Origin of the sequence: Mesorhizobium carmichaelinearum (assembly GCF_900199455.1) — a bacterium.
In the GTDB taxonomy this organism is placed as follows: Bacteria; Pseudomonadota; Alphaproteobacteria; order Rhizobiales; family Rhizobiaceae; genus Mesorhizobium; species Mesorhizobium carmichaelinearum.
Genome location: NZ_FZQR01000009.1, coordinates 38674 through 54382, shown reverse-complemented (window position 1 = coordinate 54382; position 15709 = coordinate 38674). Strand labels below are relative to the sequence as shown.

The window sequence follows — 15709 nt, the reverse complement described above, 5'->3', positions numbered from 1 at the left end:
ACTCAAATTTCTGTGTAGCTGGCTGGAGTGCTGCTTAACATTTGTGTTTGTCACAGATTCCCCTCGCAGATTTTGAGCCATCAGTTGATTCCTCCGTGATTCCTATTAATGAATCTTTTCGTTTCAACGGACAAGTTAAATGTCCGGTTCCGGGGGGAACTCATGACATTCAATGACAACGCATTAAACGAGTCCACAGATTGGCCCGAACTCATATTCGGATTGGTGGGTCCGATCGGCGTCAACATGCGCATCGTAGAACAAAAATTGCGCGAAGCGCTCGTCTCAGTTGGTTACAATCCACAGTCAATTCGGCTGACCGATCTGATGTCGCGAATTGCGGTTGAAGGTATCGAAATTGACGATGGGTCGAATCCGGTCGCGAAATATGAATCAAAAATCAGATATGCAAACGCGGTTCGGAAGAAATGTGAAAATGATGCCGCTCTTGCGGCGTTGGCGATCGATGAGATTCGAAATTGTCGTGAGGCCTATTGGAAGGAAACGGATCCTTCTCCGGATGCGGAAAAACGCCCTGTAGAGCGCGCAGCTTATATCCTTCGGCAATTGAAAAGGGCCGAAGAAATTCTACTACTTAGAAAAGTTTATGGGAGGAAGTTCATTCAAATATCGGTCCATTTGAGCGAAAAGGATCGAAAGAAAAATCTCGAACGTGATATTGCGCTCAACAATGCGAATTTGACACCAAAGCAATGCGCCGACTATGCCGAGAGCCTCGTTGAGACCGATATGAGCGAGCGCTCAGATATCCATGGTCAGCGCATTGAAGAGGTGTTTCACATGGGAGATGCTTTTATAAGTGGGCGTAATGAGGATAGCATTTCGCGGACGACAGATCGCTTCATAGCTGCGTTCTTTGGCAAAAACTCGATAAGCCCGACAAAGGATGAGTACGGCGCCTATATGGCAGCCTCAGCCTCACTTCGATCTATCGACCTTTCTCGCCAAATCGGAGCGGCAATATTTTCAACGCGAGGCGAAGTTATATCGCTTGGCTGCAATGAAGTTCCAAAATTTGGTGGGGGGACCTATTGGACTGAGGACGACGATCACCATCGAGATTTTGACGATGGGATTGATGCCAACCGTACCGAGAAAAATCGCATAATTTTTGATTTTCTTCGCACGCTCGAAGGTGCTCAAGTTTTGAGGGATGGGGCATCCGCCGCAACGATCTACTCTGATGAGAATGTCCGCAAGCGCATCAAGGATGCTGCAATTTCGGACATAACGGAGTTCGGTAGGATGACACATGCCGAAATGACGGCATTATGCGACGCTGCTCGTTTGGGCAGAGCCACCTCCGGGGCGACGATATTCGTGACCACGTTTCCATGTCACAACTGCGCCAAACATATTATTGCATCGGGAATCAGAAGGGTCGTATTTATCGAACCTTATCCGAAGAGCAAGGCGTTATCATTGCATGAGGATTCCGTTTCATTGGACGACGGTCAAGAAAAGAGAGTTATTTTCGAACATTTCGTTGGAATTTCTCCGAGAAGATACAGGGATATATTCGAGAAAACGTCTCGAAGGGGCGGCGGTGGGCAGCTTTCAGAATGGTATGAGGACAGTGCAAAGCCACGGCTTGAAGACAAAGGCCCATCTTATATCTGGAATGAGGAATCTGGAATTTTCTCCACCCTCGAAAAGGTGGCGCGAGAGCTCGGTATTGAGTTAGAAAATCGGCAAGAGCCTAGTGCTGAGGTGGTCCACTAAGAGCGATCGGCGCAAGGTTGATAGGATAGCAGCGTCGGCGGGACAGCGCTCCCCTCTGGCCTGCCGGCCATCTCCCCCACGAGGGGAGATCACCTAATCTCTAAGCAAAATACTCCTGCAGCGGCCTGACTTCCAGGCTCCCCGCCTTCAGCGCTGCGATCGCCTCCGCCACAGCAGCCGCGCCCGACAGTGTCGTGTAATACGGCACCTTCTGCATCAGCGTCGCCCTACGCAGCGACTTCGAGTCCGACACCGCCTTCTGGCCATCCGTCGTGTTGAACACGATCTGCACCTGGCGGTTGCGGATGGCGTCTTCGATGTGGGGGCGGCCTTCGAGCACCTTGTTGATCTTTTCCGCCACCACGCCGTTTTCGGCGAGGAAGCGCTGGGTGCCTGATGTCGCCAGCACCTTGAAGCCGAGGCCGGCCAGGCGTTTCACCGCCGGCAGGATGCCCTTCTTGTCTTCGTCGCGCACCGAGACGAACAGCGTGCCCGAGCGCGGCAGGTCGACGCCGGCGCCGAGCTGGCTTTTGGCGAAGGCCAGCGCGAAATCGCGGTCGAGGCCCATGACCTCACCGGTCGAACGCATTTCCGGTCCGAGCAGGATGTCGACGCCGGGGAAGCGGGCGAAGGGGAAGACGGCTTCCTTGACGGCGATGTGGCCGGGATTTCTGGGGTCGGGCATCGCGCCGTAGTGGGCGAAGGCGTCTTCCAGTGTCTCGCCGGCCATGATGCGAGCGGCGATTTTCGCGATCGGCCGGCCGATGGTCTTGGCGACGAAGGGCACGGTGCGCGATGCGCGCGGGTTGACCTCCAGCACATAGACCGTGCCGTCCTTGATCGCATACTGCACGTTCATCAACCCGCCGACATTGAGCGCGCGGGCAAGGGCCGCCGTCTGGCGCTCCAGCTCGTCGACCAACTCGGAAGGCAGCGAGTGAACGGGGAGCGAGCAGGCACTGTCGCCCGAATGGATGCCGGCCTCTTCGATGTGCTCAAGAATGCCGGAGACGAAGGTTGCCTTGCCGTCGCAGAGGCAGTCGACATCGACCTCGATGGCGCCCGAGAGATAGGTGTCGAACAAAAGCGGGTTCTTGCCCAGCAGCGTGTTGATCTGGCCGGTCTTGTCGTTGGGGTATTTCTGCTTGATGTCCTCCGGCACCAGGCCGGGCACGGTGTCGAGCAGGTAGGATTGCAGCATGCCCTCGTCATGGATGATCTGCATGGCGCGGCCGCCAAGCACATAGGACGGGCGCACCACCAGCGGGAAGCCGAGCTCGCCGGCGACGAGGCGGGCCTGCTCGACCGAATAGGCGATGCCGTTCTTCGGTTGGCTGAGGTTGAGCTTGTGCAAGAGCTTCTGGAAGCGATCGCGGTCTTCCGCCAGGTCGATCATGTCGGGCGAGGTGCCGAGGATCGGGATACCGGCCTTCTCCAGCGCATCCGCCAGCTTCAGCGGCGTCTGGCCGCCGAACTGGACGATGACTCCGACCAGCTCGCCCGACGCCTGTTCGGCGCGCAGGATCTCCAGCACGTCCTCGGCCGTCAGCGGCTCGAAATAGAGCCGGTCCGATGTGTCGTAGTCAGTCGAGACCGTCTCCGGGTTGCAGTTGATCATGATCGCTTCATAGCCGGCATCGCGCAGCGCAAAGGCGGCATGGCAGCAGCAATAGTCGAACTCGATGCCCTGGCCGATGCGGTTCGGCCCGCCACCGAGGATGACGACTTTCTTGCGCGACGAGACCTGCGCCTCGTTGGCCAGCGCGCCAGCAAACGGGACTTCGTAGGTCGAGTACATATAGGCGGTCGGCGAGGCGAACTCGGCCGCACAGGTGTCGATGCGCTTGTAGACGGGATGGACGTCGAGCTTGTCGCGGATCCTGGAAATCTCCTCGGCATCGGTCTTGGTCAGCGAGGCCAGCCGAGCGTCCGAAAAGCCCATCGCCTTCAGCATGCGCAGATTGACGGCGTCCTGCGGAATGCCGTGCTCGCGGATGCGGGCCTCCATGGCCAGGATGCCTGCGATCTGCTCGAGGAACCACGGGTCGATCTTGCACATGGCGTGCACATCTTCGAGCGAGGTGCCCATGCGGATCGCCTGCGCCACCATGCGCAGCCGGTCGGGCGTCGGGGTGCCCAAAGCGGCGCGGATGGCGTTGCGGTCGTCGGCGTGGTTGGCAACTGCCGCCCCATGGCCGAGGCCGGGGATCTCGATCTCGTCGAGGCCGGTGAGGCCGGTTTCCAATCCCCGTAGCGCCTTCTGCAGCGATTCCTGAAAGGTGCGGCCGATGGCCATGACTTCGCCGACCGACTTCATGGCTGTGGTCAGCACCGGCTCGGCGCCGGGGAATTTCTCGAAGGCAAAGCGCGGGATCTTCGTCACCACGTAATCGATCGACGGCTCGAAGGAGGCGGGCGTGGCGCCGCCGGTGATGTCGTTCTCCAGCTCGTCCAGCGTGTAGCCGACGGCTAGCTTGGCGGCGATCTTGGCGATCGGGAAGCCGGTCGCCTTCGAAGCCAGGGCGGAAGAGCGCGAGACGCGCGGGTTCATCTCGATGACGACAAGGCGGCCATCGGCCGGGTTGACGGCGAACTGCACATTGGAGCCGCCGGTCTCGACGCCGATCTCGCGTAGCACCGCGATCGAGGCGTTGCGCATCATCTGATACTCTTTGTCGGTGAGGGTCAGCGCCGGGGCGACGGTGATGGAATCGCCGGTGTGCACGCCCATCGGGTCGATGTTCTCGATCGAGCAGACGATGATGCAATTGTCCGCCTTGTCGCGGACGACCTCCATCTCGTACTCCTTCCAGCCGAGCACGCTCTCCTCGATCAGCACTTCGGTGGTCGGCGAGGCGTCGAGGCCGGACTGGACGATGTCGTAGAATTCGGCCCTGTTGTAAGCGATGCCGCCGCCGGTGCCGCCCATGGTGAAGGAAGGGCGGATGATGGCGGGCAGGCCGACATGGTCGAGCGCTTGCGCCGCGATCGCCATGCCATGGCTGATGTAGCGCTGCTTGCGGTCGCCTTCGCCGAGGTTCCAGCGGGTTTCCAGCGCATCGAGCGCGGCGTCGAGATCGGCCGGCTTCTCGGCCTTCAGTGCCGCGCGCTCGGCCTCATGCGTCTTGCGGTCGGTGTTCTTGACGTCGGTGGCGTTTGCCAGCATCGACTTCGGCGTTTCCAGGCCGATCTTGCTCATCGCCTCGCGGAACAGCGCGCGGTCCTCGGCCTTGTCGATAGCCGTGGCGTCGGCGCCGATCATCTCGACATTGTAACGCTCGAGCACGCCCATGCGGCGCAGCGACAGAGCGGTGTTGAGCGCGGTCTGGCCGCCCATGGTCGGCAGCAGCGCGTCGGGCCGCTCCTTGGCGATGATCTTGGCGACGACTTCAGGCGTGATCGGCTCGATATAGGTGGCGTCGGCCAGTTCCGGGTCGGTCATGATGGTGGCCGGGTTGGAATTGACCAGGATGACGCGGAAACCCTCTTCCTTCAGCGCCTTGCAGGCTTGGGTGCCGGAATAGTCGAACTCGCAGGCCTGACCGATGACGATGGGGCCGGCCCCGATGATCAGGATCGACTTGATGTCAGTGCGTCTTGGCATGTCATAGGTCCGTTCGGCGGGCGGCTTGCACAAAAAACCGGGACGGGAAGACCCGGCCGGTTGTGCTCGCGATTCTGGTATCAGGCTAGGTGGGCCTTATAGGGAAGAGTTTTGGCGGATGTAACCCCGAAAATGAGGGAGTAGGGCAGTGGGGCAGTGGGGCAGTAGGGCAGTAGGGCAGTAGGGCAGTAGGGCAGTAGGGCAGTAGGGCAGTAGGGCAGTAGGGCAGTAGGGCAGTAGGGCAGTAGGGGGAGGGCTCGAGCGCCCTTAAAACATATTGCCCTATTGCCGTACTGCCCTACTGCCCACTGACACCTAGTGCCCAAACGCCACAGTGTCGGTGATCTCGAAGCGTTCGGAGACGCCGATGCGGATCATGCTCAGGCTGCCCTCCCGGGTGAAACGGAAATCGCTCTTAGCGTCCGAGCCGGCCGGCACGCCGGCGTCGAAGGAGATGAGGCGGGTGCCGCCATCGGGCCAGGTCACGGTGATGTCGGCCTTGTCGGCGGCCTTGTGCACGATGGCTGCCGCGCAGCGCTGCATCGGCTGGCCGACATAGCGGGCGCAGGGGATTTCGACGGCACCGCCCGAGGCGAGGGAGCTCGGTTGCGGCGGCAGTTCGGCGACGGTCTGGGTGTCGAGGGCGGGCGCGGCGCCGTCAGGACGCGGCGTGGGAACGGGGACCGATCCCGCCGCCGAGCCGCTATCGGCGGCCGTGCCGGCGGCCGTATCCTGGGCGAGGGCGGGGATTTCTCCGGTCGGCGGGGTTTCATTCGCCGCCAGCGCCAGGCCGTAGGCATCCTGCATGGCGATGTCGGCGGCGGATTTCATCGGGGCTTCTGGCGTGACGGGATGGGCCACGCCGCCGAGCCGCGCCGTCAGGTCGGGCTGCGCCGCCGGCGGCGACATCGCCGCATCGGGCGCCGTGCCTGCATCCCCCGCCTGGTCGAGGGGCACCGTCGCCGGATTGACGGGAACGAGGTAGCGCGCCGGGGCCCAGCCGCTGGCTTTGGGGTTGTCAGACTCGACCTTGCACCAGGGGTGTCCGTCAATGTCGTTGCAGCCGAGGTTCCTGACGCTGGCACCAGCGGCCAGACGCGTCTCGGTCTTGCCGATCGCCGATGGCTTGGCGCGGACATTGAGCAGGTCGTCGGGAGCGAGACCGGTGACGATGGAGATGAAGGGCGTGTCTTCGGCATGGGCAGGCACAGCAGCCGCAAGCGCCGCCAGCAGGGACGGAGCGGCTATCAGCGCCAAGAGCGTTGTCCGCGACGTCATTCGGCGCCCTTGGCTGTCGGCGATCAATTGCATTAACAAAGGCACCGCCAGAACCCAAAAACGCTGCCGCACGCGAAGCCGGTTTATAAGCGACGGTGCGCCGCCGTGTCTACAAGCGAGATGTTCACACCTTTTTCAGCCCGAATGTGAAGCGCACTGCGAGGCGGGCAGGAACGCGGTTTCAGCCCGGCATGAAGCCAGTCCTGAGCGCATAGGCCCATTCCGGGCGGCCCGCCTGTTCGGCCTGTCGTGCCGCCGCCCCGTGGTCGTAGTCGACCGCGATCGCCTCGAAACGGTCGGGCCGGCCTTCGCCCCCCAAGGTGACGATGCCGTAGCGCGCATGCGGCGAGCCCTGTTCGGACACATGCGCCGGCGGGGTGGAATCGTCATAGGCGGGACAGCCGATGCTGCCCGGATTGAAGATCACGGGACCGTCGGGGATGCGGATCAGCTCCGCCCGATGGCTGTGGCCGCACAGCGCGATGCGGCAGGCGGGGTCGAGCGCCTTCAGCCGCCGCCTTATCGCCGCCAGCGGCGCGCGCACCAATTGGCTATCGACAACCGCGTCGAGCAGGTATTTTTCATCGTGGTCGGGACGGGCATGGAAGGCGACGATGCCTGGAGCGATCTCCAGCGTCAGCGGCTGGGCGAAAAGCACCTCGCGTTGCGCCTCGGTCAGCCGCTCCTGCGCATAGACATCGGAAGCCCACATGGTCTCGTCGGCCGGATCGGCGGCGACGCGGCGGTCATGGTTGCCGCGCACCGTCGGCAGGTTCAGCGCTTCCAGGCGCTCAAACGTCTCGCGCGGCCAGAGCGGGCCGGAAACGCTGTCGCCGAGATTGACGGTGAGGTCGGCACCGCCACGACGCGCCAAGTCCTCCAGCACGGCATCGAGTGCCAGGACGTTGCCATGGATGTCGGCGAGGACGGCGATGCGCATTTTTAGGGGCTCCGTGGATTGGCGAACGACTGATCGGAAGGGCAAACCTATCAGGACTTGGGTTCCTCGCCCCCGCAAAGCGGGGGGTCCGAAGGACGGGCGAGACCCGTGGCTCGCCCCGGCTGGGTGGCCGCGAAGCGGTCGGAGAGGGGGCTTCGTAGGGCGGATGCCTTGCAGAACTTGATCACCGTCTCGGCAGCCCCCCTCTCCGTCTCGGCTTCGCCGAGCCACCTCTCCCCCACTCACGTGGGGGCGAGGAACCCAAGTTCTTCAAAGGTCAGGCCGGCACTTCGATATCATGCCCACCGACCGCCGGCAGGGCGGGGTCGTCCACCGCCGCCGCGATGACGCTGTCGAGCAGGCCGGGGAAGCGGGCGTCGAGGTCGGCGCGGCGCAGCGTGATCATGCGGTTGGTGCCGACCACTTCGGCGCGGGTGACGCCGGCCTCGCGCAGCTTGGCGAGGTGATAGCTGAGATTGGTCTTGGAGCCGAGATCGAGGAACTGGCTGCAGTTCAGCGCCATGCCTTCCTTGCTGGCGAGGTAGCGCACGATGGCGAGCCGTGTCGGATCGCCGAGCACGCCAAGCACGATCGGCAGGCTGATCTGGTCCGTATTGGGATGAGGTAACGTCATGGCCCGAACCTAAGCACAGTTCGAGCCGATTTCAACGCATCCATCTTTCCCCTGGCGTCCACACTGTTTCTCCCGCCCATGGCCGTGCCAACAGGCTGTCCTGACACAGGGCTGTCAGGATGGTTCAGCTATTTTGCCCTGGCTTCATTGACATCATGCCTTGTTATGTCCAATTGTTCAATAACTTTTGAACTAAGGACATCAGCCATGGACAAGCGGCTCTTCTGGCTTGCGCTCGGATCGTTCACGATCTCGACCGAAGGCTTCGTCATCTCCAGCCTTCTGCCCGACATTGCCAGGGATGCCGGCATTTCCATCCCACTCGCCGGCACGCTGATCACCGCCTTTGCGCTCGCCTATGCGGTCGGCACGCCGATCCTGGCGACGCTGACCGGCGAATGGGACCGGCGCCGCGTCATCCTGTGGACGCTGGTGTTCTTCGTCATCGGCAACATCGCCGCTGCCTTGAGCTCTTCCTTCGAAGTGCTTCTGATCGAGCGCATCATCATGGCGCTGTCGTCGGGCCTGTTCGCCGCGACCGCCCAAGGGACCGCCGTGGCGCTGGTCGATGACCATCACCGGGCACGCGCCATCGCCGTCGTCGTCGGCGGCACCACGGTGGCCGTCGCCGTCGGGGCGCCGCTTGGCGCGCTGGTCGCGGCCGTCGCCGGCTGGCGCGGCACCTTCTATGCCATTGCCGGGCTCGGCGCGCTCGCCGGCGCCATCCTGTGGTACCGGCTGCCGCGCGGCATCGTCGGCACCAGGCTGCCGCTGAAGCGCAGGCTTGCGGCGGCCATGCGGCCCGGCGTGATGCCGATCCTGGTGACGACATTGCTGGCGCTGACCGGCGCCTTCACCGTCTTTGCCTATGTCGCGCCGCTGGCCATCGAGGGCGGCGGGCTCAGCCAGATCGCGCTGCCCGGCATGCTGCTCGCCTTCGGCGTAGGCGCCGTGATCGGCAACATCGCCGGCGGCCAGGCGGCCGACCGGTTCGGCGCCACCCGCACCGTCGGCTGGTCGCTGACGCTGAGCGCGGCCATGCTGGTGATGCTGTCCGTCATCCCGGCCTTCCTGCCGCAGCACATTGCCGGCCCGGCGCTGATGGCGATGATGGTGCCGTGGGGCATCGTCGGCTGGGCGTTCCCGCCGGCGCAGGCCAGCCGCATCATCAAGCTGGCGCCCGATGCCGCGCCGATCGTGCTGTCGCTCAACGGTTCGGCGCTCTATCTCGGCGTGGCGCTGGGCGCGGTGGTCGGCGGTGGCGTGCTGCGCTACGGCGCGCCGGCCGATCTCGGCCTGGTCGCGGCGGCCTTTCCGTTGATCGGGCTGGGCATCGTGCTGGCCGGCCGCTGGGCGGCACGGCCGGTCGCGATGCCGGCTGAGTAGGACCAGTCTCGAACCCGCCGGCCAGCTCAGTTGGCCGGCGGCAGATCAAAATCCAGTGCGGAAATATCATCCAGCGCCGCGCGCAACCTCGCCGCCTTCTCCTTGCCGACCACGTCCTCGAAACGCTGCTGGGCGACCTGCCACAGCTTCATCGCCTCATCGAGCTTGACCAATCCTCGAGGCGTCAGCCGCACCCGCTTGATGCGGCGATCATCCGGATCGGCGAAGGTCTCGACATAGCCGTCGCGGATCAGCGGCTTCAGAGTGTGGCCGAGCGCCGACAGGTCCATGATCAGGGCAGACGCAATGGCGCCCATCGCCGGTTCGTTGCCAATGTGGATCTGATAGAGCAGGCCCTGCTGCGTGGCTTTCAGGCCCGAGGGCGCCAGCACATCATCATAGTACTGGCCAATCTTGCGCGTCGCGCGACGCAGCATGGCGTTGTTGCAGAGCGACAGTCCGGGCACGGCCTCTTTCGACATAGCGATTCCTTGGCGGCGCAGACATGATGTCCGGCTGCTGCCTGACAAATAATCCCGGATGCGCTCATTGACAAGATAGTGGCATATGCCTATTTCGTTGATAGTGGTATATGCCACTAAATCAATCAGGCGGCTTTCCGGTGAGCCGAGGCGAATGCCTGCGGTGCCGGCGGCCACGTCGAAGCGAACAGCTCGAAACAGAAGGAACAGGACAATGAGTGGACAGACAAACAAGGGCACGGCGGTCGTCACCGGTGCCTCATCGGGCATCGGCGCGGTCTATGCGGACCGGCTGGCGGGGCAGGGCTATGATCTGGTGCTGGTGGCGCGGCGCGCCGACCGGCTTGAGGAATTGGCCGAGAAGCTGCGCTATGCCTATGGCCGCAAGGTCAGCTTCATCACAGCCGATCTGTCCGACGACGACGATGTGCGCCGTGTCGAGCGGCTGATATCAGCCGACGACAGCGTAACGCTGCTCGTCAACAATGCCGGCCTTGGCGGCCAGCAGGTGGTGGCGACGGCCGACGCCGACGCGGCCGAGCGCATGATCAAGGTCAATGTCATCGCCTTGACCCGTTTGACCCGTGCCGTGCTGCCGGGGCTTCTGGCGCGCAACCACGGCGCCATCGTCAACATCGCCTCGGTGCTCGCCTATGAGACCTCGTTCGGCGGCATCTACAGCGGCACCAAGGCCTATGTGGTCAATTTCACCGAGGCTTTGCACCGCGAGGTCGCGGGCACCAATGTCAAGGTGCAAGTGGTGTTGCCGGGCGCGACCCGGACCGATTTCTGGGAGCTTGCCGGCAGCGATATCGACCAGCTTCCGAAGGAGATCATCATGACCGCCGACGATATGGTCGATGCGGCGCTCGTCGGCCTGGCCAGGGGCGAAGCCGTCACCGTGCCGGCGCTGGCCGATGCCGGCAAGCTGGACACGTTCCTCGGCGCCCGCCAGGCCTTCTATGGCAGCCTGCACGCCGACAAGCCGGCGGCGCGCTACGCGGCTTGAGGCCATATCTGTCCCCGCTCTGACGCTACGCTATTCACACATTTTCTGTGACTGGCGTGACTGGTCAGCGCGAAGCTTGATTGCCAGGTGGTTCCCCCAATCCGTCGCTGCTTCGCAGCGCCACCTTTCCCCCCTCCGGAGGGAAAGGAAGGGAGCTTTGCTGGACGAGCGTTGACGGCAAAAAAGCTTGGCGCCTTTCCTCTACCCCGTCGATCGGGGGAGAGGTGGCTCGGCTGTCCGAACCGGATAGATAGGTAACAGTTTGAACCGGATACATGGGGGAGAGGCGGCCGCGAAGCGGCCGGAGTGGGGCGGGCGCTGCCATATGCGATTGCCCTCTCCGGAGGGAGAGGAAAGGTGCCAAGGCCGTCCCGCTACTTCCAATTCCTGCGCCGCTCGAGCTCGGCGTTCGACGGCTCCCCCGTGACAAACGAGCCGACCTCGATTTCACCGGCGCGTTCGTAGGTCGCGATGATGACGCCGGTGCTCGACGTCTGCGACTTGGCAAGCTTGAAGGCGGCCGGCATGGCACTATCGCCGAACAGGCGCTTGCCCTTGCCCAGCAACAGCGGGAAGATCATCAGTCGGATCTCGTCGATCAGGCCGTTGGCGAGCAAGGTCTGGATCAGATTGGCCGATCCCTGGATGAGCAGGTCGGGTCCATCTTCTTGGCTTAGGCGGCGCAGCGCCGCGACGATGTCAGATCCAAGCGATTGCGTGTTCTGCCAGGAGAGTGTGTCAGGCCGGTGCGTCGCCACATATTTGGTCGCGGGGTTGAAGGCATCGGCGATCGGATCTTTCTGGTACGGCCAGTACGCGGCGAAGATGTCGTAGGTTCTGCGGCCGAGCAACAGGGCGAAGGGCTTGGAGAAGAGTTCTTCCATCGCCGCGCCGCCCACCTCGTCAAAGTAATGGAAGGTCCAGCCGCCAAATTCGAAGCCGCCGACCGGATCCTCTTCCGGCCCGCCGGGTGCCTGCATGACGCCGTCGAGGCTGACGAAGGTGGCGGCGATGATCTTTCTCATAGTGCTCTCCCTTGTTCCATCCACGCCGTCGCGGCCGGACTATGGCCCAAGGACGGCCGGCCCGCACCCATCCCGACAGGGCCTGCGAAATTTGGACAAATCGGCGCATCGATGCGTCATCTGCCGGGTTTGGCGCGGACGTTTTTCGTCGAGAACCAGACGTCGCCGAAAATGGCCGTGGCGGTGCGGTCCGGCGCCTTGTCGCTCGTCAACCAGATCGAGCGGCTGCGCGTGGCCTGCTCCGGTGTCGGGATCTTTGCCGCAAGATCCGCGACCGAGGCACCGAAGCACGGGATGAACCAGGAGCGCATGAAGGGATTGCAGGCAAAACCCTTCTCGGTGCGGGTCACCAGCACCGCCAGCGGGACGCGCTCGGCCGGGCGCCAGGGGAAGATCATGCGGCCGCCGGGGCGCAACGCCTTCAGCCATCCGGCCGGAGGGGCGACGACACCAGCATTGACATAGATGATATCGGATGGCGGCAAAGGGGTGGTCACGGCATCGCCGTGGACGACAGTCGCATTGCCATAGGCTTCGAGATTTTTACGCGCCAGCTCGGCCAGTCTGTCGTCGAGTTCGAGGGCGGTGACCGTGCCGCCAGGTGAAACCAGCTTGGCCAGCACGGCGGAGTAATAGCCGGTGCCGGCGCCGATATGCGTGACGGTCTCGCCGGGTCTCGGCGCCAGTTTTCCGATCCACATGGCGTGCAGGAACGGCTCGCCATTGTTGATGCCCTTGTCGGCATCGAGTGCCACCAGCACGTTCTGGTAGACATGGGCCGGGTCGGCGCTCGGCGTGGTGATCTTGTCGCCGCTGGCGACGATCGTCCATGGTCCCGGGCCGAGAAAGGCTTCGCGCGGCACGCTGGCGAACACCTCTTCCAGGCGCGGATCCGATGAGCCGGCATTGGCCGCCATCAGCCGCGCGTAGAATCTCCTGATGTCTTCAATGTTGCTCATGACGCCAGGAAAGATAGCGCGATTTGGCGGTTTGTCGCGCTATCCGGCGGAACTTCAGCCGACCCCGAACATCGTATCGTAGAGCAGCTTGAAATTGAGCACCAGGATGATCGCCGCGACCACCCAGGCGAGGGCGGCGACGCCACGCGGAATGGCGAGGTTGCCCATCTTCTTCTTGTCGGAGACAAACTGCACCAGCGGCACCACCGCGAAGGGCAGTTGCATCGACAGGATGACCTGGCTGAACACCAGCAGCTGGCCGGTGCCCTTTTCGCCATAAAGCGCGGTGATGACCACAACCGGAATGATGGCGAGGCCACGCGTCAGAAGCCGCCGCGCCCAGTTGGGGATGCGCAGCCGCAGGAAGCCTTCCATGACGATCTGGCCGGCAAGTGTCGCCGTCACCGTCGAGTTCAGGCCCGAGGCAAGCAGCGCCACGGCGAACAGGATGGAGGCGATGCCGAGGCCGAGCAGCGGCGACAAGAGCTCGAAGGCCTGGCCGATCTCGGCGACGTCCTGATGGCCGGTGTCGTGGAAAGCGACGGCCGAGACGATCAGGATGGCGGCGTTGACGAACAAAGCCAGCATCAAGGCGATGGTGGAGTCCGTCGTCGCCCATTTGATGGCGTCGCGCTTGCCCTTTTCGGTGCGCTCATAGGCACGGGTCTGCACGATCGAGGAGTGCAAATAGAGATTATGCGGCATGACCGTGGCGCCGATGATGCCGATGGCGATGTAAAGCATCGCCGGATTGGTGACGATCTCCGAGGACGGCACGAACATGGCGTGCAGGATCGTGCCGGCCGGCGGGGCGGCGACGAAGATCTGGATGGCAAAGCAGCTGAAGATGATGATCAAAAGCGCGATGACGAAGGCTTCGAGATAGCGGAAGCCCTTGTTCATCAACAGCAGCACGAGGAAGGCATCAAGTGCCGTGAGCATGGCGCCGCCGATCAGCGGAATGCCGAACAGAAGCTGCAAGGCGATCGCGGTGCCGATGACTTCGGCGAGGTCACAGGCGATGATGGCGAGTTCGCAGGCGATCCACAGCACGAAATTGACGGGGCGGGGATAATAGGCGCGGCAGGCCTGGGCGAGGTCGCGGCCGGTGGCGATGCCAAGCCTCGCGGCGAGCGCCTGCAAAAGGATCGCCATCAGGTTGGACAGCATGATGATGAACAGCAGCGTATAGCCGAACTGGGCGCCGCCGGCGAGGTCGGTCGCCCAGTTGCCCGGGTCCATATAGCCGACCGAAACCATGTAGCCCGGCCCCATGAAGGCGAACAGCCGGCGGAACCAGGCGCCCGAACTCGGCACGGCGATGGTGGAATTGACTTCGCGCAGGCTGGGCTGATCGTCCTCGTCCCGTCCGGCGAACCGCCATGTGGATCGAGGGGCTGTGGCTTCTGCGTCTGACATGAAAAGGCTTTCCGCGACTTCTAGGGGATGTCGCTAAGCTATGCCATGGCTCAACATTATGCAATAGGCTATATTTCATTGTTTATGCTTTTTACCGGCGTTCGGGCGGGTTTGCGAAGCGGCGAAGTGGAAACGCCGGTTGCGCCTGTGGGGGAATGCAAATAAACGGCCTGAAGAATCAGAGCCCGTGCTATAAAAGCGCCGACGGCCAAACTCCGAGGAGGAGCGCGCATTGGCGCTGAAGAACAGACCTGTCCCGCGTGAGCCATTGCCCGACGCCGATGTCCATTCGGAAGGGTTCCGGCAGCAGCGCCAAGCGCGCCGCAGCGCACTGGTCGAGGATTATGTCGAGCTGATCGCCGATTTGATCGAAGACGGCAACGAGGCGCGCCAGGTCGACATCGCCGCGCGGCTCGGCGTTGCCCAGCCGACGGTGGCCAAGATGCTGACGCGCCTGTGCGCCGATGGGCTGGTCTCGAGAAAACCCTATCGCGGCGTGTTCCTGACCGAGGCCGGCCGCAAGGTCGCGAAGGAAAGCCGCATCCGCCATCAGACGGTGGAAGCCTTCCTGCGCTCGCTTGGCGTCAGCGCCGAGACGGCGCGCATCGATGCCGAGGGCATCGAGCACCATGTCAGCGCCGAGACGCTGGAAGCGTTCCGCAAGGCGATGACGGCGCCGCGCTAGGGTCAGACCCAATCGTTCTGATGACCGAGTTCGACCGAGGTTGTGCGAAAACGCGATTGCGCCCGTCGTTCGGGACGATGGGTTTGCAACCCCGTGCTAGCGCCACCGACGACCCTTCCATCCGCCGCCGAAGCGACCGCCACCGGCAACCAACCGGATGATGAGGAGAAGTACGATCGCACCGACGGTGGCGTTGACGATCAAGCTGATCGTTCCGCTCCCAAGATGGATGCCTAAGCGAGGCAGTAGCCAGTCACCGATGAACGCGCCGATGATCCCGATTGCTATGTCCCCAATTAGGCCAAAGCCAGCCCCCCGCACGATCTTCCCGGCCAACCATCCGGCAACAAGGCCGACTACCAATATGACAATGATGCTCTCGTTCGACAGATGCATGGTGATCCTCCCGGGCTCCCTTTCTTTGCTGTGCGATTGGTGCCCGTAAATTAGCGCACTAATTCCATAACCGATCCTCCATCCCCACGAAAGCCAAAGCGCGTCGGCGACGCGACCGTCGGGCAGCGCCCAACCGCGACCATGAAGCC

Annotated in this window: 13 protein-coding genes; 4 read left to right on the top strand and 9 right to left on the bottom strand. The window is 62.9% G+C overall.

Going from position 1 to position 15709, the window contains the following annotated elements:
• The first annotated feature begins 162 nt into the window (after nucleotides 1–162).
• Complete coding sequence (locus CKW40_RS20915; protein WP_179298051.1) at nucleotides 163–1743, top strand: anti-phage dCTP deaminase; 1581 nt, start codon at nucleotides 163–165, stop codon at nucleotides 1741–1743.
• A gap of 100 nt (nucleotides 1744–1843) precedes the next feature.
• On the opposite strand, the gene carB is transcribed toward CKW40_RS20915, so the two are convergent.
• The 4 genes from carB to CKW40_RS20890 form a co-directional block, all read right to left on the bottom strand.
• Nucleotides 1844–5347: a carbamoyl-phosphate synthase large subunit gene (gene carB, locus CKW40_RS20910; RefSeq protein ID WP_095201767.1), complete on the bottom strand. Its 3504-nt coding sequence runs from the start codon at nucleotides 5345–5347 to the stop codon at nucleotides 1844–1846.
• A 315-nt stretch (nucleotides 5348–5662) separates the two neighbouring features.
• Nucleotides 5663–6625: an SH3 domain-containing protein gene (locus CKW40_RS20905; RefSeq protein ID WP_244571235.1), complete on the bottom strand. Its 963-nt coding sequence runs from the start codon at nucleotides 6623–6625 to the stop codon at nucleotides 5663–5665.
• Nucleotides 6626–6806: 181 nt separating this feature from the next.
• A complete protein-coding gene (locus tag CKW40_RS20900; protein ID WP_095201766.1) occupies nucleotides 6807–7565 on the bottom strand; it encodes a metallophosphoesterase family protein in 759 nt (252 codons plus the stop codon).
• Between the two features lie 277 nt (nucleotides 7566–7842).
• The gene (locus CKW40_RS20890; RefSeq protein ID WP_095201764.1) at nucleotides 7843–8199 is read right to left on the bottom strand and encodes an ArsR/SmtB family transcription factor; all 357 of its coding nucleotides are present in this window, start codon (nucleotides 8197–8199) and stop codon (nucleotides 7843–7845) included.
• A gap of 207 nt (nucleotides 8200–8406) precedes the next feature.
• Here CKW40_RS20890 and CKW40_RS20885 point away from each other — a divergent pair, with 207 nt between their 5' ends.
• Nucleotides 8407–9585 carry an MFS transporter gene (locus CKW40_RS20885; protein WP_095201763.1) on the top strand — a complete coding sequence of 393 codons (1179 nt, stop codon included), beginning with the start codon at nucleotides 8407–8409 and terminating at the stop codon, nucleotides 9583–9585.
• Nucleotides 9586–9611: 26 nt separating this feature from the next.
• Here CKW40_RS20885 and CKW40_RS20880 read toward each other — a convergent pair whose 3' ends face one another.
• Entirely contained in the window at nucleotides 9612–10067 is a 456-nt protein-coding gene (locus tag CKW40_RS20880; protein ID WP_095201762.1) for a MarR family winged helix-turn-helix transcriptional regulator, read from the bottom strand.
• Between the two features lie 214 nt (nucleotides 10068–10281).
• Between CKW40_RS20880 and CKW40_RS20875 the strand changes: the two genes are divergently transcribed.
• Nucleotides 10282–11076, top strand: a complete 795-nt coding sequence (locus tag CKW40_RS20875) for an SDR family NAD(P)-dependent oxidoreductase (RefSeq protein ID WP_095201761.1) — start codon at nucleotides 10282–10284, stop codon at nucleotides 11074–11076.
• 374 nt (nucleotides 11077–11450) lie between these two features.
• Here the strand turns inward: CKW40_RS20875 and CKW40_RS20870 are convergent, their stop codons facing one another.
• The 3 genes from CKW40_RS20870 to CKW40_RS20860 all read right to left on the bottom strand — a co-directional run bounded on the left by CKW40_RS20870 (nucleotide 11451) and on the right by CKW40_RS20860 (nucleotide 14479).
• Complete coding sequence (locus tag CKW40_RS20870) at nucleotides 11451–12101, bottom strand: dihydrofolate reductase family protein (RefSeq protein WP_095201760.1); 651 nt, start codon at nucleotides 12099–12101, stop codon at nucleotides 11451–11453.
• A gap of 116 nt (nucleotides 12102–12217) precedes the next feature.
• A complete protein-coding gene (locus CKW40_RS20865) occupies nucleotides 12218–13060 on the bottom strand; it encodes a protein-L-isoaspartate O-methyltransferase family protein (RefSeq protein ID WP_179298050.1) in 843 nt (280 codons plus the stop codon).
• 54 nt (nucleotides 13061–13114) lie between these two features.
• Nucleotides 13115–14479 carry an Nramp family divalent metal transporter gene (locus CKW40_RS20860; protein ID WP_095201758.1) on the bottom strand — a complete coding sequence of 455 codons (1365 nt, stop codon included), beginning with the start codon at nucleotides 14477–14479 and terminating at the stop codon, nucleotides 13115–13117.
• 232 nt (nucleotides 14480–14711) lie between these two features.
• Between CKW40_RS20860 and mntR the strand changes: the two genes are divergently transcribed.
• Nucleotides 14712–15164 (top strand): manganese-binding transcriptional regulator MntR, encoded by a 453-nt coding sequence (gene mntR / locus CKW40_RS20855; protein ID WP_095201757.1) that lies wholly within the window; start codon nucleotides 14712–14714, stop codon nucleotides 15162–15164.
• Nucleotides 15165–15260: 96 nt separating this feature from the next.
• On the opposite strand, the gene CKW40_RS20850 is transcribed toward mntR, so the two are convergent.
• Nucleotides 15261–15560, bottom strand: coding sequence for a GlsB/YeaQ/YmgE family stress response membrane protein (locus tag CKW40_RS20850; RefSeq protein WP_095201756.1), 300 nt, complete (start codon nucleotides 15558–15560; stop codon nucleotides 15261–15263).
• Nucleotides 15561–15709: the final 149 nt, after the last annotated feature.

Excerpts from the sequence above, each read along its gene's own strand:
- CKW40_RS20865 (WP_179298050.1), bottom strand. The coding sequence starts at position 13,060 with ATGAGCAACATTGAAGACATCAGGAGATTCTACGCGCGGCTGATGGCG.
- CKW40_RS20915 (WP_179298051.1), top strand. The coding sequence starts at position 163 with ATGACATTCAATGACAACGCATTAAACGAGTCCACAGATTGGCCCGAA.
- CKW40_RS20900 (WP_095201766.1), bottom strand. The coding sequence starts at position 7,565 with ATGCGCATCGCCGTCCTCGCCGACATCCATGGCAACGTCCTGGCACTC.
- CKW40_RS20870 (WP_095201760.1), bottom strand. The coding sequence starts at position 12,101 with ATGAGAAAGATCATCGCCGCCACCTTCGTCAGCCTCGACGGCGTCATG.
- carB (WP_095201767.1), bottom strand. The coding sequence starts at position 5,347 with ATGCCAAGACGCACTGACATCAAGTCGATCCTGATCATCGGGGCCGGC.
- CKW40_RS20885 (WP_095201763.1), top strand. The coding sequence starts at position 8,407 with ATGGACAAGCGGCTCTTCTGGCTTGCGCTCGGATCGTTCACGATCTCG.
- CKW40_RS20880 (WP_095201762.1), bottom strand. The coding sequence starts at position 10,067 with ATGTCGAAAGAGGCCGTGCCCGGACTGTCGCTCTGCAACAACGCCATG.
- CKW40_RS20890 (WP_095201764.1), bottom strand. The coding sequence starts at position 8,199 with ATGACGTTACCTCATCCCAATACGGACCAGATCAGCCTGCCGATCGTG.
- CKW40_RS20875 (WP_095201761.1), top strand. The coding sequence starts at position 10,282 with ATGAGTGGACAGACAAACAAGGGCACGGCGGTCGTCACCGGTGCCTCA.
- CKW40_RS20860 (WP_095201758.1), bottom strand. The coding sequence starts at position 14,479 with ATGTCAGACGCAGAAGCCACAGCCCCTCGATCCACATGGCGGTTCGCC.
- CKW40_RS20905 (WP_244571235.1), bottom strand. The coding sequence starts at position 6,625 with ATGACGTCGCGGACAACGCTCTTGGCGCTGATAGCCGCTCCGTCCCTG.
- CKW40_RS20850 (WP_095201756.1), bottom strand. The coding sequence starts at position 15,560 with ATGCATCTGTCGAACGAGAGCATCATTGTCATATTGGTAGTCGGCCTT.